The 23,643-nt window shown below is 38.3% G+C and carries 24 protein-coding genes; 19 read left to right on the plus strand and 5 right to left on the minus strand.

Annotated elements, in window-relative coordinates; all coding sequences use genetic code 11:
- Positions 1–2 precede the first annotated feature (2 nt).
- The 13 genes from ACOB80_RS01705 to ACOB80_RS01765 all read left to right on the plus strand — a co-directional run bounded on the left by ACOB80_RS01705 (position 3) and on the right by ACOB80_RS01765 (position 13,885).
- Positions 3–980 (plus strand): nitroreductase family protein, encoded by a 978-nt coding sequence (locus tag ACOB80_RS01705; RefSeq protein ID WP_473164068.1) that lies wholly within the window; start codon positions 3–5, stop codon positions 978–980.
- Positions 980–2,128: a polysaccharide pyruvyl transferase family protein gene (locus tag ACOB80_RS01710; RefSeq protein ID WP_473164069.1), complete on the plus strand. Its 1,149-nt coding sequence runs from the start codon at positions 980–982 to the stop codon at positions 2,126–2,128. The genes ACOB80_RS01705 and ACOB80_RS01710 overlap by 1 nt, the downstream gene beginning before the upstream one ends.
- A gap of 138 nt (positions 2,129–2,266) precedes the next feature.
- Positions 2,267–3,289 (plus strand): DUF354 domain-containing protein, encoded by a 1,023-nt coding sequence (locus ACOB80_RS01715; protein WP_473164070.1) that lies wholly within the window; start codon positions 2,267–2,269, stop codon positions 3,287–3,289.
- Positions 3,290–3,298: 9 nt separating this feature from the next.
- Positions 3,299–3,907: an acyltransferase gene (locus ACOB80_RS01720; protein WP_473164071.1), complete on the plus strand. Its 609-nt coding sequence runs from the start codon at positions 3,299–3,301 to the stop codon at positions 3,905–3,907.
- A 62-nt stretch (positions 3,908–3,969) separates the two neighbouring features.
- On the plus strand, positions 3,970–5,067 hold the full coding sequence (locus ACOB80_RS01725) for a DegT/DnrJ/EryC1/StrS family aminotransferase (protein ID WP_473164072.1): 1,098 nt from the start codon (positions 3,970–3,972) through the stop codon (positions 5,065–5,067).
- 3 nt (positions 5,068–5,070) lie between these two features.
- The gene (locus ACOB80_RS01730) at positions 5,071–6,045 is read left to right on the plus strand and encodes a Gfo/Idh/MocA family protein (RefSeq protein WP_473164073.1); all 975 of its coding nucleotides are present in this window, start codon (positions 5,071–5,073) and stop codon (positions 6,043–6,045) included.
- Positions 6,030–6,617 (plus strand): sugar transferase, encoded by a 588-nt coding sequence (locus ACOB80_RS01735; protein WP_473164074.1) that lies wholly within the window; start codon positions 6,030–6,032, stop codon positions 6,615–6,617. Before ACOB80_RS01730 ends, ACOB80_RS01735 begins: the two co-directional genes overlap by 16 nt.
- 9 nt (positions 6,618–6,626) lie before the next feature.
- Entirely contained in the window at positions 6,627–7,664 is a 1,038-nt protein-coding gene (locus ACOB80_RS01740; protein WP_473164075.1) for a glycosyltransferase family 4 protein, read from the plus strand.
- Positions 7,665–7,675: 11 nt separating this feature from the next.
- Positions 7,676–8,551 carry a glycosyltransferase gene (locus ACOB80_RS01745; RefSeq protein ID WP_473164076.1) on the plus strand — a complete coding sequence of 292 codons (876 nt, stop codon included), beginning with the start codon at positions 7,676–7,678 and terminating at the stop codon, positions 8,549–8,551.
- A 185-nt stretch (positions 8,552–8,736) separates the two neighbouring features.
- Positions 8,737–10,080 carry an O-antigen ligase family protein gene (locus ACOB80_RS01750; RefSeq protein ID WP_473164077.1) on the plus strand — a complete coding sequence of 448 codons (1,344 nt, stop codon included), beginning with the start codon at positions 8,737–8,739 and terminating at the stop codon, positions 10,078–10,080.
- Positions 10,055–10,945: a GumC domain-containing protein gene (locus ACOB80_RS01755; RefSeq protein ID WP_473164078.1), complete on the plus strand. Its 891-nt coding sequence runs from the start codon at positions 10,055–10,057 to the stop codon at positions 10,943–10,945. The genes ACOB80_RS01750 and ACOB80_RS01755 overlap by 26 nt, the downstream gene beginning before the upstream one ends.
- 187 nt (positions 10,946–11,132) lie before the next feature.
- Positions 11,133–11,651 (plus strand): hypothetical protein, encoded by a 519-nt coding sequence (locus ACOB80_RS01760; RefSeq protein ID WP_473164079.1) that lies wholly within the window; start codon positions 11,133–11,135, stop codon positions 11,649–11,651.
- Positions 11,652–11,953: 302 nt separating this feature from the next.
- Positions 11,954–13,885: an acyltransferase family protein gene (locus tag ACOB80_RS01765; RefSeq protein WP_473164080.1), complete on the plus strand. Its 1,932-nt coding sequence runs from the start codon at positions 11,954–11,956 to the stop codon at positions 13,883–13,885.
- 36 nt (positions 13,886–13,921) lie between these two features.
- On the opposite strand, the gene ACOB80_RS01770 is transcribed toward ACOB80_RS01765, so the two are convergent.
- Positions 13,922–14,197, minus strand: coding sequence for a DUF6170 family protein (locus ACOB80_RS01770; RefSeq protein ID WP_473164081.1), 276 nt, complete (start codon positions 14,195–14,197; stop codon positions 13,922–13,924).
- A gap of 163 nt (positions 14,198–14,360) precedes the next feature.
- On the opposite strand from ACOB80_RS01770, the gene ribH reads away from it, so the two are divergent.
- The 4 genes from ribH to ACOB80_RS01790 all read left to right on the plus strand — a co-directional run bounded on the left by ribH (position 14,361) and on the right by ACOB80_RS01790 (position 16,803).
- Positions 14,361–14,825, plus strand: coding sequence for a 6,7-dimethyl-8-ribityllumazine synthase (ribH, locus tag ACOB80_RS01775; protein ID WP_473164082.1), 465 nt, complete (start codon positions 14,361–14,363; stop codon positions 14,823–14,825).
- 13 nt (positions 14,826–14,838) lie between these two features.
- Positions 14,839–15,255 (plus strand): transcription antitermination factor NusB, encoded by a 417-nt coding sequence (nusB, locus tag ACOB80_RS01780; RefSeq protein WP_473164083.1) that lies wholly within the window; start codon positions 14,839–14,841, stop codon positions 15,253–15,255.
- 109 nt (positions 15,256–15,364) lie between these two features.
- Positions 15,365–16,336, plus strand: coding sequence for a thiamine-phosphate kinase (gene thiL / locus ACOB80_RS01785; RefSeq protein WP_473164084.1), 972 nt, complete (start codon positions 15,365–15,367; stop codon positions 16,334–16,336).
- Positions 16,337–16,347: 11 nt separating this feature from the next.
- Positions 16,348–16,803 (plus strand): phosphatidylglycerophosphatase A family protein, encoded by a 456-nt coding sequence (locus ACOB80_RS01790; RefSeq protein WP_473164085.1) that lies wholly within the window; start codon positions 16,348–16,350, stop codon positions 16,801–16,803.
- Positions 16,804–16,875: 72 nt separating this feature from the next.
- On the opposite strand, the gene serA is transcribed toward ACOB80_RS01790, so the two are convergent.
- The 4 genes from serA to ACOB80_RS01810 form a co-directional block, all read right to left on the minus strand.
- On the minus strand, positions 16,876–18,105 hold the full coding sequence (gene serA, locus ACOB80_RS01795) for a phosphoglycerate dehydrogenase (protein ID WP_473164086.1): 1,230 nt from the start codon (positions 18,103–18,105) through the stop codon (positions 16,876–16,878).
- A gap of 278 nt (positions 18,106–18,383) precedes the next feature.
- Positions 18,384–19,040, minus strand: coding sequence for a ribose-5-phosphate isomerase RpiA (gene rpiA / locus ACOB80_RS01800; protein ID WP_473164087.1), 657 nt, complete (start codon positions 19,038–19,040; stop codon positions 18,384–18,386).
- 125 nt (positions 19,041–19,165) lie between these two features.
- Positions 19,166–19,840: a 5-formyltetrahydrofolate cyclo-ligase gene (locus ACOB80_RS01805; RefSeq protein WP_473164088.1), complete on the minus strand. Its 675-nt coding sequence runs from the start codon at positions 19,838–19,840 to the stop codon at positions 19,166–19,168.
- Complete coding sequence (locus ACOB80_RS01810; RefSeq protein ID WP_473164089.1) at positions 19,794–21,323, minus strand: peptide MFS transporter; 1,530 nt, start codon at positions 21,321–21,323, stop codon at positions 19,794–19,796. The genes ACOB80_RS01805 and ACOB80_RS01810 overlap by 47 nt, the downstream gene beginning before the upstream one ends.
- Before the next feature lie 325 nt (positions 21,324–21,648).
- Between ACOB80_RS01810 and galU the strand changes: the two genes are divergently transcribed.
- The gene (gene galU / locus ACOB80_RS01815) at positions 21,649–22,551 is read left to right on the plus strand and encodes a UTP--glucose-1-phosphate uridylyltransferase GalU (RefSeq protein ID WP_473164090.1); all 903 of its coding nucleotides are present in this window, start codon (positions 21,649–21,651) and stop codon (positions 22,549–22,551) included.
- A gap of 154 nt (positions 22,552–22,705) precedes the next feature.
- The gene (gene cysD, locus ACOB80_RS01820; protein ID WP_473164777.1) at positions 22,706–23,605 is read left to right on the plus strand and encodes a sulfate adenylyltransferase subunit CysD; all 900 of its coding nucleotides are present in this window, start codon (positions 22,706–22,708) and stop codon (positions 23,603–23,605) included.
- Positions 23,606–23,643 lie beyond the last annotated feature (38 nt).

Here is a 23,643-nt window from a genome sequence, read left to right on the forward strand (position 1 = left end):
TAGTGAAAGTTTGCTCTAAAAGCCGAATAACAAGTTCATTATATTACTTTTTATTTAGTGGAAAGTTTAGTCGAGAGCATCAATCCGTTCTTCTTGGTAAATTAGCCTACCAAAAATCACTAGAAGAATACCAATTGTCGAGCATTTTACTGCGCAGAAATACTCATAGATTAGAAAAAGGCTTAATTATGGAGCCTCGCAGAGATGTTTTCGCAGAAGGCTATATTGGTGAGACAGTTGATATGTATGTTAGCTGTTCGAACAATAAAGAGTTTTGTCAATCGGAATTAACTTGGGCCTATCAAGTACTCAATGAATACTTTAATTGCGTTAAGCATACGCCAACGATCAAGTCGTCGTTTGAACTATTTAGTCGCTGTACGCACCCAGTAAGTGACGAAAAGTCAATTCCGTATGCAAGTGAAGAAAGACATCTTTCTAACATTGACAGCGAACAACTTTATTCTTTATTTAAAAAGCGTCGTTCAACTCGCTGGTATGAGAACACGTCTGTATCAAAAGACTTAATCGCACAAGCCGTAGATATGGCCACTCAAGCACCTAGCGCTTGCAATAGACAACCTTATGAATTCTATTTAGTAACTGATCCTGATAAAGCAACTGAGGTTGCGTCTTGTGCCATGGGTACTGCGGGTTTTGCAGAAAATATACCTGCTCTAGTTGTATTAGTGGGTGATCTAGCGTCTTACCCTAAAGAACAGGATCGTCATGTGATCTATGTTGATGGTGGCCTAGTTGCTATGCAGTTTATGCTAGCGTTAGAGACTCTTGGGCTAAGCAGCTGCCCAATCAATTGGCCAGATATCGAAGCCTATGAACGAAACTTATCCTCTAAATTAAAGCTAAATATGTACCAAAGACCAATAATGATGATGTCAATTGGCTATGCTAAGCCATCAGGTGGTATTCCGTTTTCACAGAAGAAAACTTCGTCACAACTTATTCAGGAAGTAAAGTAATGCTAATCGAAATTCGCGGTGTTCAATTTATCAATAAAGGCGCCGAATTAATGTTGCGCTCTGTGTTAGAGCAACTTGAACGCAGATGGCCAGATGCTGAAATTTGTATGTCAGCAGGTCCTAATTCTCCGTTTGTTGAGAGAGCAAAAATTGGTGCTTATCAACGAATAAATTTGAAAAAGAATAAGTTTGATTTAAATGGCTTAACTTATAGTTTGCCAGCCAAATTCAGAAGGTGGTTAAAGAACAATTATGGGATAGTAACTGAGGCTGACGTAGACGTTATCCTTGACGCCTCAGGTTTTAGTTACGGTGATCAATGGAGCTCATTAATACTAAGACAAGTTTCACAAGATGTTAATCGTTTTAAGTCGAAAGCAAAACATTACGTTTTTCTTCCTCAAGCACTTGGTCCTTTTACACGAGAAGATAATAAACCTTGGGCTAAAGAGGCTTTAAGTAATGCTTCACTTGTGTTTGCTAGAGATTCACAATCTTTGGGTTATGTACAAGAGGTTGCAGCAAATAGTGGATTAATACAGTCACCTGATTTCACAAACTTGTTAACTCCTCGCTTTTCAGATGTGTCAGAGCGATTAAAAGGGCATATTGCCATTATTCCTAATAGTAAAATGCATAGTAAGAAAAATAAAAATCTTTCTTGGCAGAAAAACTATTTGTCTATTTTGACCAAGGTTATTACCAAGCTGCAAGACAAGGGAGAGCAAGTATTTTTCTTGAATCACGAGGGTGTTGAAGATCAAGCTATTTGTGAAAAGCTTAATGAAAATTTGTCAAAGCCAATTGAAATTGTGTCACCTGATTGTTCTCAAGAAATAAAAGGAATTATCGGTCAATGTAAGATGATTGTTTGTTCTCGATTTCATGGTTGTGTAAGTGCTTTATCTCAAGCTGTTCCTTGTATCGCGACCAGTTGGAGTCATAAATATGAAATGTTATTTAAAGAATATGAACAAGAAACCTTGTTGGGTGCTGACTTTTCAGAATCTGAAATCGAAAACATGATCGATAACGTGTTGATTGAGCGCGAGAATATAACTGAAGTATTATCTAATTGTACAAAAGAATACAAAAAGCAATCAGATGCAATGTGGCTAAAAGTAGAAGCAAAGATTGCGTCTAGCTAAGGCTATATATTGGGTGTTGCTCGCTTTTCGACAGCTGAGGGCTTTGAAAATGGGCAAGGCAATACTTGCCAAAAAAGTAGGGTTTTTGGTAATATAGCGCGCTAATTTTGCGCTAAATTAAAGGTTAATAGCGATAATATGCGCGTTTGGATAGATTTAGTTAATTCGCCCCATGTTGCATTCTTCCTCCCTATAATAGATAGGCTTAAACAGAAGGGTTACGAGGTTGAACTGACGTATAGGGATTTTGCGCAAACAAAAGATTTGATAAAACAGAGTGGCTTGGCAGCAACCTTAATTGACGGTCATGGCGGAAAGTCGAAGCTTGGAAAAGTCTTTAATTTATTAGAGCGAACTTGGAAATTAAGGCAATTTGCGAAGGATAAAAAGTTTGATTTAGCACTTTGTCATAATTCTTACTTTCAAATTGTAGCGGCTAAGTTATTGAACATTCCTTGTTTGACCAGTATGGATTTTGAAGGGCAACCTGCAAACCATATTGCTTTTCGATTTGCTACTGCGGTCTCTTTACCTACGGCGTTTCCTGCTGAAGATGCTGTTAGGTTTGGAGCTAAAAAAATTTACCGATATCAGGGATTAAAAGAAGATATTTGTTTGGGAGACAATAAGGAAATAGCGGTAAACGAAGCTGAAATAATGACTGCTTTCAACATTAGTGAGGACGAGCTTACTAAACCCGTGGTTTTAGTTAGAACGCCACCGAGTCTTGCGCTTTATCACAACGATGAAGAAGGCGTGTTTGAAAGCTTTTTGAAGAAATTAGAAGACAGTGATGTTTGTGTGTTGGTTCTCCCTAGGGTTAAATCACAACAGATAGATATTTTGGGTAAGTTCCCTAGTTTTCATTTTTCCGATAAAACGTTAAATGGGTTTTCATTAATTAAATTTGCAGATTATGTTGCCAGTGCCGGTGGCAGTATGAATAGAGAAGCAGCAGTGTTAAATACACCCGCTATTTCTCTTTATTCAGGAAAATTGCCTGCTGTTGACACTTTGTTACAAGAAGAGAAAAAGTTAACTGTTATAAACGAAGTTTCGAAACTTAATGGTTTAAATTTTACGAAAAAGAAAATAGCTAAAGAGAACGTGAGCTCTGTTGCATTGGATAATTACATGCAACATGTTTTTGAAACGATTTAAAGGAATTATATGAGTCAGCCTTTTATTCACCCTAGTGCCGATGTAAATGATAAAGCATTGTTAGGTGATAATGTTAAAGTTTGGAACCTAGTTCAAATAAGAGAAAATGCATCGATTGGTGAAAATACTATTTTATCTAAGAATGTGTACGTCGATTTTGACGTATCGATAGGTAAAAATGTAAAGATTCAAAATAATGTGTCTGTTTATAACGGCGTTACAATCGAAGATGAAGTCTTTGTTGGTCCGTCTGCAATATTCACTAATGATTTTCAGCCTCGCGCTAATAATGTTGACTGGCAAGTTACTCCTACTCTAGTCAAAAAAGGTGCTTCAATTGGTGCTGGTGCAACATTAGTTTGCGGCATTACCGTTGGAGAGCATGCAATGATTGGTGCGGGAGCTGTAGTGAATAAGTCTGTTCTTCCTCATACACTAGTCGTTGGCAATCCTGCTAAAGTTATTGGTTTCGTATATAAAAATGGCAAAAGGGTTCAAATGGCTCATTTGTCTGACGTGTTAAAGAATGATGGTAAGGCTGTGTTTATCGAGCCGGACAGCCTTGAGGAGCTGGAAATTCCTTTAACAGGAATCAATGTTATTCCAGTTACCAAATAAGGCGAATTGCGGTTTTTACCCGCATGATGAATAGTTTTTAAATTGAAAATAAGGTTTTGTAAATGATTTCAATGGCGCAGCCTCAAGTAGGTCAAGAAGAAATCGATGCAGTCACTAAGGTGATGAAGTCAGGAATGATTGCTTCTGGTCAAGTAGTTACAGAGTTTGAAGAGGCTTTTAGTTGTTATATTGGCGCGAGTTATGGTGTTGCTACAAGTAATGGAACTACCGCCCTTCATGCTGCTTTACTTGGATTAGAGATAGGTGAAGGTGATCGCGTATTAACGACACCATTTACTTTTATCGCTTCTAGTAATTCTATTTTGTTTAATAAAGCAATCCCTGTTTTTATTGATATAGATCGAGACAACTTTTTATTAGACCTTGATAAATTAGAAGCTTACCTAGCGGAAAATGAAGATCCGTCTATCAAAGCTATATTAGTCGTTCATTTGTTTGGACTCGCTTGTGATATGCCAAGACTAATGAACATAGCCAATAAATATAACCTAAAAGTTATTGAAGATTGTGCTCAAAGTCATGGTGCTGAAGTTGGTGGAATTAAAGCCGGTAGCTTTGGTGATGCAGCATGTTTTAGCTTTTACCCGACGAAGAACATGACGACAAGTGAAGGCGGAGTCGCACTTTTTAAAGAGCAATCTGTTGCTGATTTAGCAAGAAAATATGTAAATCACGGTAGAGTTGATCAATACAAGCATGATGTACTAGGTTTTAACTACCGAATGACTAATATTTGTGCTGCGATAGGTATAGAGCAATTGAAGAAGTTACCTAACATGAATGATAAGCGACGTCATTTCGCGAGCATTTATAATCGCGAGCTTGCAGGTAACAAGTTTATTAAAACACCGCTAGAAACTGAAGGCCATAAGCACGTTTATCATCAATATACGGTTGTGATTGATGGAGTTCCAAGAGAGCAAGTGCAAGCCTTGTTAAAAGAACATGAAATTGGTAGTGCAGTTGTGTACCCGTTTAGCATGACGGAGCAAGAGTTTTATCAAGACAAAAGCGAGTGTAAAGACGATAGCATTTCAAGAGAACTTTCTAGAAAAGTACTTTCTCTTCCTGTTCATCCTGGCTTAACAGATGATCAAGTGCTAAAAGTTTGTCGTGTTTTAAACACCATAGGAAAATAAAAAATGAATCAGCCAGTTAAGTCACTACGTGTAGGTGTTGTTGGTGTAGGCTCCATGGGTAAAAACCATACTCGTGTCGCTATAGGTAACCCTCTTGTTGAATGTATAGGTGTTTTTGATCCAAACGAAAAGATGGGGTTGGCCGTAGCCGCTGAATATGGCTGTCGATATTTTGATGACTTCGATGGTTTTCTAGACGCTGTTGATGCAATTGTTATTGCTTCACCAACGGTTACTCACTATGACATTGCTAAAAAAGCCTTAAATTACGGAAAGCATTGTCTTATCGAAAAGCCAATTACTGTTGAAATAGAAGAAGCTGAGTCTTTAAAAGCAATTGCCGATGAGAAAGGACTTGTCATCAGTGTAGGCCATGTCGAGAGATATAACCCGGTATTTCAAGAATTATCAAATATTCTTGAAAATAAAGAAGTACTTGGAATTAAGGTTAATAGGCTTGGTTACAACACCAATCGCGCAAACGATGTTGATGTTGTTTTAGACTTGATGATTCATGATTTAGACAACATCAATAAGCTAGTACCAGAAAAGTTAACGGTAGTTGGTGCAATTGGTGGAAACTTTAATAACCGTAATCTTGATTATGTTACGTCAATTATCAAAACTGATAGTGGTATTGTTTGTGACATTACTGCAAGTAAGGCTTCTCAAATTAAACAAAGAACACTTCAAGTTAGTTGTTCAGATTGTTTTGTGACGGTAGATTTCTTGCACAAAGATATTGAAGTTAACCGCCACGCTCAGGGTACTTATATCGCAGAAAATAATGATGTTAAGTACAAGCAAGAATACCTAGTAGAAAGAGTACTAGTACCGAACATTGAGCCACTTATGGCGGAACACACAGATTTTGCTGAAGCTATTCTAGGTGGAAAAGAGCCAAAAGTTACCGCTCAAGATGGTATCGAGGCTCTAAAATTAGCAATTGAGGTACAAAACAAATGCAAAGAGTCTTAATCCGTTTATTAGACTTTATTTTTGCTTCAGTCGCATTTGTTTTATTGGTACCTGTTACTTTAGCAATCGCTATTGCTATCTATGTAACGATGGGAGGTCCTGTTGTCTTTGCTCAAAGGCGATTAGGGCTGAACGGAAAAACATTTACTGTTTATAAATTTCGCACGATGGAAACAAAAGAGATTCTTGAAGAGAATTTTGAAAAAGTGAATGAATTTGCAGTAAAACTAAAAAATGATCCGCGGATAACGCCTGTGGGTAGCTTTTTGAGACAAACTAGTCTTGATGAGCTACCTCAGTTGGTAAATGTGCTTAAAGGTGACATGTCTTTTGTTGGTCCTCGCCCTTGGGTCCCTCAAGAATACGATGTTATCCCTAAAGAGTGGCACTCTAGGCTTGAAGCGCTTCCAGGTATTACAGGGTTTGCTCAAATTAGTGGGCGAAGTGATCTAGCGATGGACAAAATTGTTGAAAAAGATATGGAGTGGGTTCAACAACAGTCTATTAAGCACTATTTTAAAGTTTTGTTTAAGACTGGCATGTATGCACTAAAAATGAAGAATGTATATTAGGGAAAGTGCGTGAACGTTCTAGTAGTATCCAATATGGGGCCAAAACCTAGTGCCCCTCTTCAAGGGTGCTTTGTCAACAACCAAGTAAATTCTTTGCAATCGAAAGGCATTGCTCTTGGATATCACTATATGAAATGGAATGGTGATACTCTATTGCATAAAGTGTTTAAGTATCCCCTATTTTTTCTTAAATTTATCTTTAGTTTTGTTTTCAATAGAAAAACTTTTGACGTAATACACGTTCATTATTATTTCCCAACAATAATATGTGCGTTGATTTATAAGCTTTTGAGAAACAAAAAAGTCAAAGTCATTGTTACCTGTCATGGCGGTGATATTTATCAATTTACGACACCTGGTTTTGTTTATCGAAAGCTTACTTCGATAGTTGACCATTGGATATTCACGTCTAAGAAGCTGAAAGAAAAATTTTTCTGCGCTGTTTCGTCCTCTGAGATCTTATCAGCAGGAATTGATGATGAGATTTACTCTGTTAGTTTACCTAAAGACGAAATCTCTGAGAAAGGCAGTGATGTTATATTTGTCGGACAACTAAATCAAAACAAGGGAATTGATCGTTTTTTAAAATTGGCTGATTTACTTCCAAATAAGTCATTTGTGCTTGTTGGCTCTGACGAAGCAGGCGTTGCCGCTAAGCACTTGCCTGGTAATGTGGAATATAAAGGTGTTTTACAGCCTGAAAAACTCGCCATTACTTTGCGGAAAACTAAGGTTCTAGTATCTTTATCCCGTAACGAGTCCTTTGGTTTAGTTATGTCTGAAGCAATGGCCTGCGGAGTTCCTTGTGTCGCAACAAAAACTGACGGTTCAATTAGTCAGTTACAATCTGATTTTATTATAGATGGCGAGACAGAAGACAGATTAATAGCCCGTATCAAAGATAAATTGAGCAATTTATTATCTTTGCCTACTGAAGAATATAACCAACTTCAAAATGAAGTTCAGCAATCAGTTGAAGTCAACAAATTATCTAATGTAACTTGTAAGTTAATCGATACTTACAAGGCATTATTGATTAATACGTAACGAGAATAGCTATGTATACAAAAACCATAGGCATTTATATGCCAACACATAACAGAGTAGAGTTGTTAAAGAAGGCAATCGATTCAATATTGGCACAAACTTATCAAAACTTTTCTGTTGTGGTAGTTAATGATGGTTCAAGCGACGGTACGAGAGAGTATCTAGAGTCACTTAATGATGAAAGAATAAAAGCGATTCATCACGAGAAGGGAAGAGGCGCGTGTATTTCGCGAAATGAAGCTATTCGTGCGTTAGATACAGAACTCGTCACTGGTTTAGACGATGATGACGCAATTTTACCAAATAGATTAGAGAGCTTACTTAGTGTTTATGACGAAAAGTGGTCGTTTGTTTGTAGTAGTTTTTACTGGGATTATGGCTCCTACAAAAAGCACTTGTTTAACAAACGCGGTGCTATTTCGTTGTCAGAAGAGTTAGATCGAAATCAATGTTCAAATCAGGTATTAGTGAATAGAGAACGCGTTTTGGCGCTAGGTGGGTTCGACGAGAAAATTCCTGCAATGCAAGACCATGATATGTGGGTGCGCTTGATAGCGGAATATGGAGATGCATATCGTATTAATGAACCAACATATGTAGTGAATGATGATCGTGTATTGGAGCGTATTTCTTCCCTCAATAACAAACTGAACGCAATCAAAATGTTCGAAGAAAAGCACGGAAAGTTAATGAGCAAAAGAAATAAGAAAAACTTAGCTTTTTACAAACAGAAAGTTTCTGGTGAAAAATTTTCTGTTTTTGGCTACTTTTCTTCGTTGCGTTATGGTTTATGGGAATTAAAAACTAAACACTTAATTGCTACTGTATTTAAAGGGCTGTCAAAGAAAAGGCTTGATTACTTAGCGTCAGGTAAAGCTAAAAAGTAGAGAACTTTTAACCAATATTTGGCCTGACAAATTTACGGGAGTACTATTCGCCTTCCAGGTAACTCTTTTAAAGCAATAAACAAATAATGTCGTTACAATAGAAGATAATAACACTGGTTTATAAGCATAATTAGTATTTTTGAAAGATTGCTTATTGAGTAAATAAAATAGAGAAAATCATTACATTGACTTTAGTTTCTTCAGAAAAACAAGATAGTGTTAAGCATGTTTCTTTGTTTATGAGCCTGTTCCAAAGCTACGTGGCTAAATATCCCGCATTTTGGGTACTGTTATTCCCATTGTTGATGGATATATTCACTGGCTTTGTGGATTTGGTCCTCGGAATCTACCTTCCTTTTAGCGCTGCAGCTCGATCTATGCTGCTATTTATAGGTCTGTATCTAGTCTTTGTAAAGAATTCATTAATAGGGCTAATTACTATTTTGATGATGAGCCTATATTTAAGCTTGTTGGCTTATTGGATGTACTCTCAGCCAGATTTAGTTATATCGACGAATATAAAGCCATTAACCGTATTAATTCTCCCCATGCTTGTTTATGTTTTGTTAGCAAGCAAACGGCACGAGCTAGAGTGTGTTGATACCATCACTCAGTGTATTTCTTTGTATGGTCTGATCGCCGCAGGCACGATAGTTATTTGTTATGTCCTCGGGATTGGCTACGACAGCTATGGTGAAGGAACATTTGGTTTTAAAGGTGTATTTATTGCCGGCAATGATATTGGGTTGTGTATATTAGTGTCTTCAGCGATAGCGTGGCTGCGTGTTGTCGTTAAGTTTAATATGGTAGATCTTGTTTCTGGATTCGTATCATTTATCGGCCTAGTACTTATTGCTAGTAGATCAAGCTTGGTAGTAGGAACTCTTATACTTGTTTGTGGAGTTTTAAGCTTTATTTTCTTCAGTCAATCCAAAGGTCGACTGATTTCTACACTTAAATTTATTACGTTAAGTGTTTTTATCGCTGTAACTACGATTGTTGCATGGTTAGGGTTTAAATTTGCTGACGAGATCCAGTATCATTTAACGCGATTGACCGAGTTACTTGAAGGTGTTAGTCCTCGCGAACATCTTGAAATTGCAGCAAAGTCAGTAAATGAAAACTTTTCTTTAGCTGACGTATTGTTCGGGCAGGGGTACACTTATTATACCAATATCGCAGAAGAATTTTATCTGCGATTAAAGCTTGGCTACAACGTACCATTCTTTAAAGCAATCGAAAGAGATTTTCATGATTTGTTTGGTATTACAGGGATATTTTTTACTAGTTTGATAGTATTTTTGTGGTTTTGGTTTTTATTTATAGTACTCAAAAGCTTTATAAAATATAGGTTTAAAACCCAGTTAGTGACATTTGCTATGGTTTCGTTTCTTATGATTCATGCAACGTTAGCTGGACACGTATTAATGAGCTCCCAAGTCTCCATTATGGTTGGAGCACTACTATTTGTGGGATTATCGACTAAAAAGGGTTTAGTTAATTTTGAAAATCGTCATAGATCTAATTAAAAGAAAAGAAACAAAATACCTAATTTTGTTCTACGTAGTGTTCTTAGGCGCATTAGTTTTTTATTTGTTATCGTTACCAAATAAATACCAGAGTAGAGGCCTTTATGCCCCGTCAAAAGAAATTTTAGGCGGTTCAATGGGAGGCGCAGCAGGATCAATAGGTGGTCTTGCTAGTTTAGCTGGCATAGATATAGGCTCTAACCAACGAGACAGCCTACAAATTGCATTGGAGCTAATGAAGTCCAAGGTATTTATTTATCAAGTGATTGAAAATAACGGGCTTGCTGCTGAAGTTTACGCAGCTGAGTCTTGGAATGTACTCACCAGAGAAACGACCTTTAAGTCAACATTGTATGATGCTAGGACTAAAGAGTGGGTTCGGGAAGTTAAGGCTCCTAAGCAAGCAAAGCCTTCAGATTACGAACTATATCAGGTATTTAAAAAGAATCTGGCAATTGCGTTAGATAAAAAAACGCGACTCGTCACTATTAGTTATACACATGTTTCTCCGGTATTTGCGAAGAAGGTTGTTGATATTTTAGTTGAACGAATCAACGAAAGGATACAAGCAAAAGAGCTTTATGAAGCATCTACTAGTATTAGCTTGTTAAAAGAAGCCATTGAAAATACCGAGAATGCAGAACTTCAGCAAGTTCTATATCAACTGGTTCAAGAACAGACTAAACGGCTTTTACTGACGCAAACGCGTGAACACTATGTACTTGAGCCGATAGATAGCCCTATAGTTGAAGAAAATAAAAGTGAGCCAAAAAGGGGACTGGTATTGATAGTATTTACCTTCCTTTACGGTGTGTTTAGCGTAATATTTTTGTTATTCCGTATAAAAGTTCACACCAGTGATTAAGAAGCGCTTTTTTTTATTTTTTTTATCTTTGGTGGTTTTTTCTACCACGTTATTTTTGGTAGAACGAAATAACGCGTTTACGTCGCCTTATTATACCCAATACTTATTTTACCAGCCCAAAAAAGGTATTAACTCAGAGATAGCTCAATTTATTGAAACCAGATATGGGTACAATAGCAGCATGCTGATGAAGAAGCTGAAAGCGGATTTAGAGTACCCTAATTATTTTTTACTTAATGATGAAAATTTCCTAAAAAGCCTTGCTTCTTCTTGCGGCTATTCTGGAGAGGAGTTATCCAAAAAGGTATTGATTAAACGGTTTATGTTATATGACTTTGCCGACATTAAGTTTTATGGGGAGCTCGGTGAGTACAGTAATTGTATATTGAAAAAGTTTAATTTGTATTTGGTGGATTCGTCTCGACATAAGCTGTTAAATGAGTACGAACGGACTGAAAACTTATTGAATAAAAATATCGATCTAGAGTCCAAAGCTGCTGTTCACAATCAATTAGACATGCTCCAGACCTTTATCTCTATCTATTCTCCTGACTATCAGTTTTATGAATTTTTATTTATTGGTGAGCGAGATCAAGTAGCTGGTACTTTAAAACGGAGTTTAATTTTCTCTTTTATTGTTACATTAGTACTCGGTTTAGTCATTGTGACTATAAGAAAAATAATGTTATCCAAAATGTCGCTTTAGCTCAAAAACGTTATCAATAGATTCTATTTGGTCTTTTGTATCAAACATCCTTTGATCTTGAAGTTTAGCGATCCATTATTGTTTATCATCTTTCTGGAATATTGTTAGTGACTGACATAGAATACGGTGCTCTAAATTTTAAGTAGCTCCTTTTTTGATGAAACTTATTTAATATCAATGTGTTATTTTTTAAGAAAATATCGCTTATGCAGATGGTTAGTCAAAGAGTTAATCAAGTTTTGCTTGGATTAAGCAGCGATTTTTGCACTTATTTAAATGAATCACTAAATAGCTAAAATAAAATGACTAAAAACTATAGAAAAGATATTGATGGTATACGTGCTATAGCTGTTCTTCTTGTTGTGTTATTTCATGTTGAAATTACACTCCTATCTGGAGGATACACAGGTGTTGATGTATTCTTCACGTTGTCTGGATTTCTAATATCTGGGATATTAATACGTTCGTTACACAGTGAAAACTTTTCATTTAAAGAGTTTTACATTAGGCGTGCACTAAGAATATTACCTGTTTATATCTTAGTCGTTAGTATATCTATTCTTGTCAGCTTCATCTTGTTACCGCCTTTAGCATTGAGCGATATGTTAGAAGGTGCGCTTGCTTCGAGCGTTTTTTTGTCCAATGTTTATTTTTTAGTTGTTCATGGGGGGTACTTTTCTGGCGCAATTCATGAACAAATTTTGTTGCACACATGGTCACTTTCAGTTGAAGAACAATTTTATTTGATCACGCCCGTGGCGCTTGTTTTATGGCATAAATTTATTCCTCAAAAATTTAAATTTTTAACGCTATGTGGTTTGTGTTTAATTGGCCTTATCGTTAGCGTTTACGTAACTAAACTGAACCCATCTGTTGCCTACTATATTGTGGTCACACGCGCTTTTGAGTTTTTATTAGGTACGCTACTCGCTTATCACTTTTTTAAAAAAGGAGATGCGGCAATACCTAGTACTTTCAGTGGCAACGTGATCGCCCTGATTTCCCTAGTGCTATTGTTTTATGTGGGTATTAGCTTTGATGCTAAAACTCTTTTTCCTAGCTGGCTGGCTGCCTTACCATGTCTAGCAACACTTGGTTTAATATTTGCGGGTCAAAATCAGCAGACTATTTCATACAAAGTATTAAGTCACAAGTACTTAGTGTTTATAGGCTTGATTTCTTATTCTTTGTATTTATGGCATTGGCCTATTGTTGCGTTCGTAAATCAAATGGGCATTAAATTTACTGTCGATGTACAAGTGCTTGTTGTCATATTGTCTATGTTGCTATCGATATTGAGTTGGAAGTTTGTTGAGCAAAAAGCACGTCATATTAAGTCGACAAATCGAGGGAAAATCGCACTCGGTTTTTATATTGCTCCTGTCGTGATTATCTTGGCTGTGTTACTTTTCACGCGAGCCAATGACTTTTTCCCTGAGCGATTTGACAACAGGGTTGTTGAAGCTGAAGTAGCGTTGAAATCGTTTCCCGATGCTTGGCGTGGTAATTGTCACTCAAGTACCTTTAACGAAAGTTTGGCTGAAACTTGCCTACTGGGTAAAGAAGAGGGTGAAAAAACAGCGGTGTTATGGGGAGATTCTCATGCTAATCATTTTGCTGGTTTTGTCGATAGCTTAGCGAAAGCAAATAACACCCAGGTTAGAGATTTTACTATGGGGAATTGTCCACCGTTCCCAGAGCTATATGTTGATCTCCCAGGAGCAAGAAATGCTTGCATACGTAAAAATCAGGACGTCTTAGCTTACATTGTTGCTACAAAACCTGATTTAGTGTTTATTGGTGGTTCTTGGCAGGGATATGCGGCGAAGCACTTTGGCTTTACCGGTGACGTAAAAGTTAAGGTGTTAGATGAGCTTAAGAAAGTGGTTTCTTTGTTAACTAATCAAGGAATTGATGTACGCGTATTTGCCACCGTACCAAGAATGCCAAAAGATAAAAGTAGCTGTTATATTAAGCACCTTAAAAACAGTCAGATTACGCCAATTGAGCAATGTAAGTTCCAAACAACAACTAACCTCAACTTTCTATCTAATGTGAATGAGGACTGGATAAATGGAAAGGTTATTAACGTTAGCCAACTGTTTTGTGAAAATAACACCTGTCAAAGCTGGCTTAACAGCACGCCACTTTACCGAGATAACAATCACTTGAACCTAGTAGGCGCTAAACTTTTAGGAAAAGAGCTCTCTGAGAAAATTACCATTAGCCAATAGGGCAGGTATGCAGTAGCTACCCCATGCTAGCTTTTGTTATTTTAAGTGTTTTCTTAAAAAGTGAAGTCGGGTTGTTTGATAAGCCAGCAACTTAATGCCTACGGCACAAATTACCGTGGCTAGAAACATTCCCCATTCTTGTCTTGCCAACATCAGGAAAGGGGGGATTAACATAATTAGCTTTAATAAATTCAATACTAATTTCTCAGGAGCTGTTAGTTTCATTTCAGCTTTCATTAGTAATTCATGGCGCTTCTCTGGCGCCATATTGCTTAATTCAGGGATATCTCGTGAAGAAAAAAGTAATTTCATAAAATAAATGGTTGGCAAATTTTCCTATATGATAAATTGAAGCATTCCTTTTATACAAACACCTTTTTCATTCGGCTAAAGTTTTTCTCGACAAGGAGTATATAAGCTTCGCTTTTTTTGCTAAAATCGCGGCAATTTTTTTGAATACAGAGTGAAAGCCTAAATGAACGTAATTGAAGGTGGTTTTGTTGCAAGCGGTAAGAAGTTTGCTATCGTTGTTTCTCGTTTTAATCATTTTATCGTTGATAGCCTATTAGAAGGTGCTATTGATACGTTAAAGCGTCACGGTGATGTTGCTGAACAAGATATCACTGTTATTAAAGTTCCTGGTGCTTATGAATTACCATTAGTCGCTAAAAAGGCTGCAGCCAAAGGTGACTTCGACGCCATTATCGCTATTGGCGCAGTAATTCGTGGCGGTACGCCTCACTTTGATTTTGTTGCAGGTGAGTGTAACAAAGGCTTAGCTCAGGTTGCTTTAGACGCTGAAATTCCAGTTTCTTTTGGTGTTATTACTACTGACTCTATCGAGCAAGCAATCGAAAGAGCGGGCACTAAAGCGGGTAACAAAGGTGGCGAAGCTGCTCTTGGTGCTCTAGAAATGGTTAACGTTATTTCTCAACTTTAATAGAGGTTGCCCTGTGAAACCTTCTCCTAGAAGAAAAGCTCGTGAATTAGCTGTTCAAGCAGTATATTCATGGCAAATGAGTGAAAACTCTATTGCTGATGTGGAAGCGCATTTCTTAACTGAAAATGCAAAGCGTAGATTTGATATTGATTACTTTCAACTGCTTTTTCGCGGTGTTACTAATCATGTTGGCTCTATCGACAAGGCGATTGAGCCTCACTCTGAACGAAATATCGAAGAAGTCGATCATATCGAAAAAGCGATACTGCGCGTGGCAATTCACGAGTTAAGTGATTGTCGTGACGTGCCTTATCGAGTTGTTATCAATGAAGCTATCGAATTAGCGAAACTTTTTGCTGCTGATGATAGTCATAAGTTCATTAACGGTGTTTTAGATAAAGCGGTTAAGCAAATTCGACCTAACGAATAAGCCGTTTGTCTCTTTGTTATGGAAAACACTGGCGCGCTACGTTAAAAAGCGCGCTTAAATACCTTTTTAGTACGCGCGTAGTCAGATAAGTGCTGGAAGCCTGAACATTATGAATGAATTTGAATTAATAAAACGATATTTCGCTGAGCAATCAGTTACCAGAAAAGATGTCATCATCGGCATCGGTGACGATTGTGCATTATTAAGTCCTACCGAGCGCCAAAATATTGCGGTGACAACTGATACACTCGTCAGTGGTGTTCATTTTCCTGAAGATACTCCTGCAAGAGCAATTGGCCATAAAGCTATCGCCGCAAATTTATCGGATTTAGCGGCAATAGGTGCAGAGCCTAGCTGGATCTCAGTTGCTATTACCCTTCCTCATGTAGATCAAAATTGGGTTGAAGAGTTTTGTAAAGGGATGTTTGAACTGTGTGAGTATTACAACGTCCAGTTAATTGGTGGTGATACGACACAAGGCCCTTTAAGCATTACAGTGACTGCACAAGGGTTAGTACCTGTAGATAAGCAAATTACTCGAAGTGGTGCGAAGGCCGGTGATTGGATTTATGTTACGGGTGAAATCGGTGACGCTGCTCTTGCCCTTAAACACTACTATGGCAAATTGACCTTATCACAAGGCTCTTTAGAGAGTGCCAATAGTCGTTTAAATTACCCTCAGCCGCGAGTTTTAGCTGGGCAAATTCTGCGAGACTTTGCTTCGGCAGCGATTGATTTATCTGATGGTTTACTGGCAGATTTAACGCATATTTGCGAGGCATCTAATGTAGGTGCACATTTAGTTTTAGATAATTTGCCAATGTCAGAAACACTTCGCCGTGCTTTACCTGAGGCCCAAGCTTGTGAACTTGCGCTGTCAGGTGGTGATGATTACGAGTTACTGTTTACGGTAAATGAAGACAATAAAGTGGCGATTGAAACAGCATTGAGCAATTTAGGCTTAAAGGCGACGTGTATTGGTCAGCTTAATGGTAATGATAATATTACGACAACGCTAGATAGCAAGCCTATTGCGATTAGCAGTAAAGGCTATGAACACTTTAGTCATGGCTCTGTTTAGGACTCGTCTGCGTGACTAAATTTTCTTTAAAAGATCCGATTCAATTTTTTGCACTAGGTTTTGGAACAGGGTTAGCTCCTAAAGCTCCTGGTACGTTTGGGACGCTCGCTGCATTACCTATACTCTGGTTATTAGCCGACGTCACTCTTCCTTACTATTTAGTCGTGACTTTTCTATTTAGCGTAGCTGGCATCTTTATTTGTGATTACACCGCCAAGAAAGTTGGCGTACATGATCACCCGGCAATAGTATGGGATGAAGTGGTCGGTTATCTCATTACCATGATTTTGATCCCAATGTCGCTAACCACACTAGTCACTGGATTTTTACTCTTTAGATTTTTTGATATTTTAAAGCCGTGGCCTATCTCTTGGCTAGACAAGCACTGTCATGGTGGCTTAGGAATAATGTTAGACGATATCGTGGCAGGATTAATGGCATTAGTAGTAATGCACTTAATTTTTTAGTTGTAGCGCTAATTGATATTAAAAAGGCCTCTATTGAGGCCTTTTTTAGTTCAGATGCCTTTTCTTCTACGATTAGTGCAAGATACGTGCTTTTATTGTCCCTGGTATCTGCCTTAACGCTCTAAGTGCTGTTTCACTGTTTTCTGTTTCGATATCGATAACAACATAACCAATCTGATCATCAGTTTGTAAGTATTGTGCAGCGATATTGATATTGTGCTCAGCGAACGCTTGGTTAATTTGCGTTAAAATTCCAGGCTGGTTCTTATGGATGTGAAGCAAACGGCTGGTGCCGGAATGTTCAGGTAAAGATACTTCAGGGAAATTTACTGCAGATAGGGTTGAACCATTATCTGAGTATTTCGCTAGCTTACTCGCTACTTCTAATCCGATGTTAGCTTGAGCTTCTTTTGTACTACCGCCAATGTGAGGCGTTAATATGACGTTATCGAATTCACGTAAAGGAGAGGTAAATTCTTCATCATTACTCTTTGGCTCAACAGGAAATACATCAACCGCTGCTCCAGCAACTTTCTTTGAAGAAAGTGCAGCGCATAAGGCGTCAATATCAACAACTGTACCTCTAGAGGCGTTAATGAATATCACGCCGTCTTTCATTGCCGCAAACTGTGCAGCAGCCATCATATCTTGTGTTTGCGCTGTTTCAGGAACATGTAAACTAACGACATCTGCACTTGCCAATAAGCTATTTAAACTACTTGCTTGTTCGGCATTTCCTAAAGGAAGTTTAGTTTCAATATCGTAAAATTTTACTTTCATACCTAAGGTTTCTGCGAGTATGCCTAGCTGCATACCAATATGACCATAACCTATGATACCAAGCGTTTTTCCTCTGGCTTCAACAGAGCCACTAGCAGACTTGTTCCACACGCCACGATGCGCTTGAGCACTTTTTTCCGGAATGCCTCGAAGTAATAGCAAGAGTTCACCAATAACCAGTTCAGCAACTGAGCGCGTGTTGGAAAATGGTGCGTTAAATACAGGGATACCACGTCGTTGAGCAGATGCTGTGTCGACTTGGTTAGTTCCAATACAGAAACAGCCGATAGCGACTAGTTTTTTTGCAGCCTCAAGTACTTTGTCGTTTAACATAGTACGAGAACGGATACCGATAAAATGAACATCTGCTATTTTTGCGATCAGTTCATCTTCAGCAAGAGAGGTTTTTAAATATTCAATATTGCTATAACCGGCTGATTTTAGTTCTTCCAGTGCGCTCTCGTGCACACCTTCTAGTAGCAAAATCTTGATTTTTTCTTTGGCAAGTGACGTGTTACTCATGTGTTTTATCGCTATATATTTTAAGTTAGTTTAGAGCGTGTTAAGTCTTGCTGCATATTTTGGCTATTCATTATTGCATTTTTACTGCTCGACATTTTGGTTGCTCACGTATCGTGAAAAACCACAAAAACATCGTCCCTATAGCATATAAAAAGCAATGTCTTGCTACTAATTCAGCCAAAATCAGAATACTAGTTAAACACGCTTTAGATAGTTTTAGATGGCTAGATACCCAAAACCATCTAAACGTTAACATATAGTGCTAAAACTCTAAAGTGTTATTTTACGACTTTTGCACCTTCCGGTGTACCTAACACAAGAACATCTGCGCCACGCTCAGCAAACAAGCCGTTTGTCACTACACCGACGATAGCATTGATACGTGTTTCTAATCCTTTTGGGTCTAATATATCTAAGTTATGGACATCTAAAATGACATTGCCATTGTCAGTGACAACACCTTGGCGGTAGACAGGATCGCCACCAAGCTTTACTAGTTCTCTTGCTACATAACTGCGTGCCATTGGGATAACTTCAACAGGCAAAGGGAATTTACCTAAAACAGGTACTTGCTTTGATTCATCACAGATACAAACAAATTGTTTAGCAACAGCTGCTACAATCTTTTCTCGAGTTAGCGCTGCGCCACCGCCTTTGATCATGTGCATGTGTTCGTTGATTTCATCGGCTCCATCTACATAGACACCAATCTCATCGACGCTATTTAGGTCAAATACTTCAATACCGTGCGCTTTTAAGCGTTTAGTCGATTCTTCAGAGCTAGAAACCGCGCCTTTAATATCGTGCTTTTTCTTCGCAAGTGCATCAATAAAAAAGTTAACGGTCGAGCCTGTACCTACACCAACGATAGTATCATCTTCTACGTAATCTACAGCTTTGATCGCTGCAGCTTGTTTCATTTGATCTTGAGTCATTTTTATTCCACTAATTAGGGGTCTTGAATAGTTCGCATCAATTACGACAAATACTTTGCGCAATAGTATAACAGGCAGAAGAAAGACAGGATAACCTAATACCCAAATTTAACTTTTTTACTTGTTTAAAAGTGATATAGCTGGCTTGGCGTCGCTATTTCAGAAAGGGGAACATCCCACGCTTCGCTTGGCACTTGGTCAACTAACTGGCAGTCATGGGCTAACCCAATTTTTCTTATGTGATTTAGTTTTTTTAGTGGGTCAGCAAAAGTTCTGTCGTAGTAGCCGCCACCCATGCCCAGTCTATTACCTTGGTTGTCGAACGCCACGAGAGGAGTAAAGACAATATCTAGATGTTCTAAAGGACACACCTGAGTCACATTGAGTGCCGGCTCTTCAATGCCATATTTGTTGTTTACCATTTCGCTGGTTTTGCAATATCGTAAAAATATTAAGTGTCCTTTAGAAAATGGGTGAAGGACTGGCAGGTAAACGTCGATGTTATTTTGCCAACACCATTCAATGATAGGCATTGTTGAAACTTCGCCGTCATTTGCCAGGTAAAGCGCAACTTTGGAAATGGATTTGGGGTTTATTTCGTTTGTTAATTGCTTACTGAGCTTAACGCTATCAACAACCTGTTGTTCTTGAGGAATTGCGTTTCTAAGCTGCCTTATTTTTTGTCGTAAAACGGTTCTTGCATTACTCATTTGATAAAAAAAGCGGTGAACTGTGTCACCGCTAATCACTCCTTTATGCTGTTGTCGCAGCAGTATTTTTCGGTTTATCGTCTTTTTCACCATCTTCTTCTGGCAACGCTTCCCAAATTCTGGTTCTAAAACCAATAAGGAAAACAACGATACCAATTGCAATAGTAAACATGCTGATTTGATAGTAAAGATTTGGCATTTCACTAACATTGTTAGGATCAAAGTTACCCGCTAATAAACCGGCGATGATGTTACCGATAGAATAGGTTAGAACGAAAACACCCATCATTTGGCCATTAAAGCGCTTAGGCGAAAGCTTACTAACAGCACTCAACGCTACAGGGCTTAAACATAGCTCGCCCACTGTATGTAAGAAATAAACTGCAACTAACCAATATGGTGCCACTTTAAGGCCAGAAGCGGCATATTGCGCAGCAATGAACATGACGACGAAGCCGCTGCCCATGATGATTAAGCCGACCGCTGTTTTTAAACCAAATGAAGGGGTAACTAGGCGTTTACCTAAGTTGATCCAAATAGCAGCAAAAAACGGTGACAATACAACAATGAATAAAGAGTTTAATGTTTGAAACCAACCTGTTGGAATTTCAAAGCCACCGATCATTCTATCGGTATAATCGCGTGCAAATAAGTTCAGTGATGAACCTGCCTGCTCGAATCCTGACCAAAAACACGCAGAAGCGATACACACTAAAAATAGGGCACCTAGTCGCTTCATTTCATTTCGAGTTAGGTTACCAAACAGATAAATGGCGGCGTAGTATAGAAGAAATACTACCGTAAAGAATATCGCTGTGTATTCGGCGAATGCTACTGGGTCAATAACGATTGAACCTGACATGGTCATTACTGTGACCATCGCTAAAGCAATTAAAAAGCCACCAATTACAGACCAACTTACTTTTTGCCCTTTAGGGGTTAACGGTGCCTCTGGCGCACTACCAACAGAATCTAGTTTTGGTAGGGTTAAGCGATACTGAATAAGACCGATACCCATACCAATCGCAGCAGCACCAAATGCATAGTGCCAGCCTTGATATTCCATTAAATAACCACAAACGATATTACCAATAACTGAACCTAAGTTTATACCCATGTAGTAAAGAGCGTAGCCAGCATCTCTTCGGTTGTCTTTTTCTGAATATAACTGACCCACCATGGCGCCGATGTTTGGCTTCAATAGACCTGTACCTAAAATGACAAGAATTAAGCCAAGGAAAAACGTTTTGTCGCTTGGAATCGCAAGTACGATGTGGCCAATCATAATAATAATGCCACCGTACCAGACGGCTTTCTGACCACCTAACAGGCGGTCAGCAATCCAACCACCAGGTAAACCCATAAAATAAACACTACCTGTGTACAGGCCGTAAATTGCTGTAGCAGAGGCTACGGTTAAACCTAATCCGCCTTCCTGTAGCGTTGCAGTCATAAATAAAACCAGCAGCATACGCATGCCGTAATAACTCATGCGTTCCCACATTTCCGTGAAAAATAGCGTACTTAGACCCGCAGGGTGTCCTAAGAACGTTTTTTCAGATTGCGTTGTCATATAATTTTCCTTCCAACTATGCGCCATGTATACGTCGTTATTATTTTTATTTTGTTATCGAATAAATGGTTAGATTTTGGCGCGAATGAACTTAAATCAGCGAACTTTATACCTGTGAAGCGCATAGATGGCAAGCTTATTGATGTAACTCGTAGGTAATCTTTTTAGCAGTACCGTCAATTGATGCCTTAAAATGTATAAAGTATTCCATGGGTAAAGTGTGAGTGCATTGGTTTAAAAAACGTGTATCATGGCTGCTTCACAAGAGACTCTATCTCTATAATTTCAAAAATATGCTTTGTAGATAAAGTGAGTAAAAATAAAAATGGAAAATAGAAACTTTAAAGCTGTTATTCCGGTTGCGGGTTTAGGAACTAGAATGCTTCCTGCAACAAAAGCTATTCCTAAGGAAATGTTACCTTTAGCTGATAAGCCATTGATTCAATATATAGTCAATGAGTGCATTGCTGCTGGTATCACAGAAATTGTTTTAGTTACTCATTCTTCTAAAAACTCGATCGAAAACCATTTTGATAAATCTTTTGAGTTAGAAACCACATTAGAATCTCGTGTTAAGCGTCAATTGCTTGAGGAAGTTCAATCGATTTGCCCTCAAGGTGTGACAATTATGCATGTTAGGCAAGGCGAAGCTAAAGGACTAGGGCATGCGGTTTTAAAAGCGAAGCCTTTAGTTGGAGACGAACCATTTGTCGTGGTTTTGCCTGATGTAATATTGGACGACGCTAGCGCTAACTTAAAACGCGAAAATTTAGCAGCGATGATTTCTCGATACAATACTTCTAATCACAGTCAAATTATGGTTGAACCTGTGCCAATGGAAAAGGTTAGCAGTTATGGGGTAGCAGATTGCGGTGGGCAACCCATAGAAGCTGGTGAATCTCAAATAATGACAGCGGTTGTGGAAAAACCATCACAAGAGGATGCGCCGTCAAACCTTGCGGTTGTTGGGCGCTATGTACTTTCATCAGCGATTTGGCCATTGCTTGAAAAAACTGCCCCTGGGGCCGGCGATGAAATTCAGTTAACTGACGCTATAGATTCGTTAATGGAAAAGGAAAAAGTTGAAGCGTTTCACATGACCGGTAAGTCACATGATTGTGGCTCTAAAAGAGGGTATATGAAAGCGTTTGTTGAATACGGTATAAGGCACGAAGAAGTTGGTGAAGACTTTACCGCGTATTTAAAAGAGTTAGCAGAAAAGCTTTAATCAGATTGTAATCAGGGAGAACATTTAAGCTTACAAATAAGAAATTTGTTTTTTATATTAAAACGTTCTATCAAAGGTTTTTCTTATATGGAAAACTTTTGCGCTCTGTGACAAAATTTTAACATCAAATTTATAAAGGAAGTCCAGCGTAATGATGAGCCAAACTCATTTAAAAAAATTGGAAGCAGAATCAATTCATATTATCCGCGAAGTTGCGGCTGAATTTGACAAGCCTGTGATGTTGTATTCAGTTGGCAAAGACTCAGCTGTGCTACTTCACCTTGCGCGAAAAGCATTTGCTCCAGGAAAAATACCATTTCCACTACTTCATGTTGATACTACATGGAAGTTCAAAGAAATGATTGCTTTTCGTGATCGCGTAGCAAAAGAGTACGGCTTTGAATTATTGGTTCATAAAAACCCAGAAGGGTTGGCTATGGACATTAACCCTTTTGTTCATGGTAGTGCTAAACATACCGATATCATGAAAACACAAGGCTTAAAGCAAGCATTAGACAAGTATGGGTTTGATGCCGCGTTCGGTGGGGCTCGCCGTGACGAAGAAAAGTCTCGAGCAAAAGAACGTGTTTATTCTTTTAGAGATAAAAACCATCGCTGGGATCCGAAAAACCAACGTCCAGAGCTATGGAATGTCTACAACAGTAAAGTAGATAAAGGTGAGAGTATCCGAGTATTCCCATTGTCAAACTGGACTGAATTGGATATTTGGCAATATATATATCTGGAAAATATCGAAATTGTTCCACTTTACTTATCGGCTAAACGACCTGTAGTTGAGCGTGACGGTACGTTAATTATGGTTGACGATGATCGTATGCCTCTTGAGGAAGGTGAACAGGTTCAAATGAAGAATGTTCGTTTTAGAACGCTAGGCTGTTACCCATTAACGGGAGCGGTTGAATCTGAAGCGGCAACACTACCTGATATTATTCAAGAAATGTTGCTGACGAAAACGTCTGAGCGTCAGGGTCGTGTGATTGACCATGATTCTGCTGGCTCAATGGAGAAAAAGAAAATTGAAGGTTACTTCTAATTTCTTTTTGTTTTTTAGACACGTTTTATCAGTAAGGA

Source organism: Thalassotalea coralli (assembly GCF_055786205.1).